The sequence below is a fragment of the Hymenobacter terricola genome (assembly GCF_017921975.2).
Taxonomy (GTDB): domain Bacteria; phylum Bacteroidota; class Bacteroidia; order Cytophagales; family Hymenobacteraceae; genus Hymenobacter; species Hymenobacter terricola.
On the sequence record NZ_JAGEMO020000249.1, the window covers coordinates 1 to 384 of the forward strand.

Annotated in this window: 1 protein-coding gene; it reads left to right on the top strand. The window is 48.7% G+C overall.

The features are described from left to right. Positions 1-48: 48 nt before the first annotated feature. Entirely contained in the window at positions 49-243 is a 195-nt protein-coding gene (locus J4G38_RS28440; RefSeq protein WP_210522295.1) for a hypothetical protein, read from the top strand. Positions 244-384: the final 141 nt, after the last annotated feature.

Genomic DNA, 384 nt, shown 5'->3' on the forward strand with positions numbered 1-384 from the left:
AGTGCAAGACTCTCGAAGAGTACAAAGTACTGATGGAGGTTTGATGCCATGATCTACGCACACCTCATTATTAAAGATGCAGATGGCTTCACTGCTGAATCTAAGCTTGTAGCTGCAGACGCTGCTGCGTACGAAGACTACAAGAAGTATACCACTGACGAACTCGGCTACATCATCATTGACGAGTTCGTCGACGACGACATGGGCACCATCGTCATTTTGCCCGAAGACTTCAAGTACTGAGGAGGTACCTACCATGCCTAAGACTACTCTGACTACGGAGATTACTACGTCGTACATACCCGGCGACGACATCACCATCATCTGGCAGGAGATGTACCTGAACGGCGAGCATGTCCAGAAGTCCTTGATCGGTTGGCATTA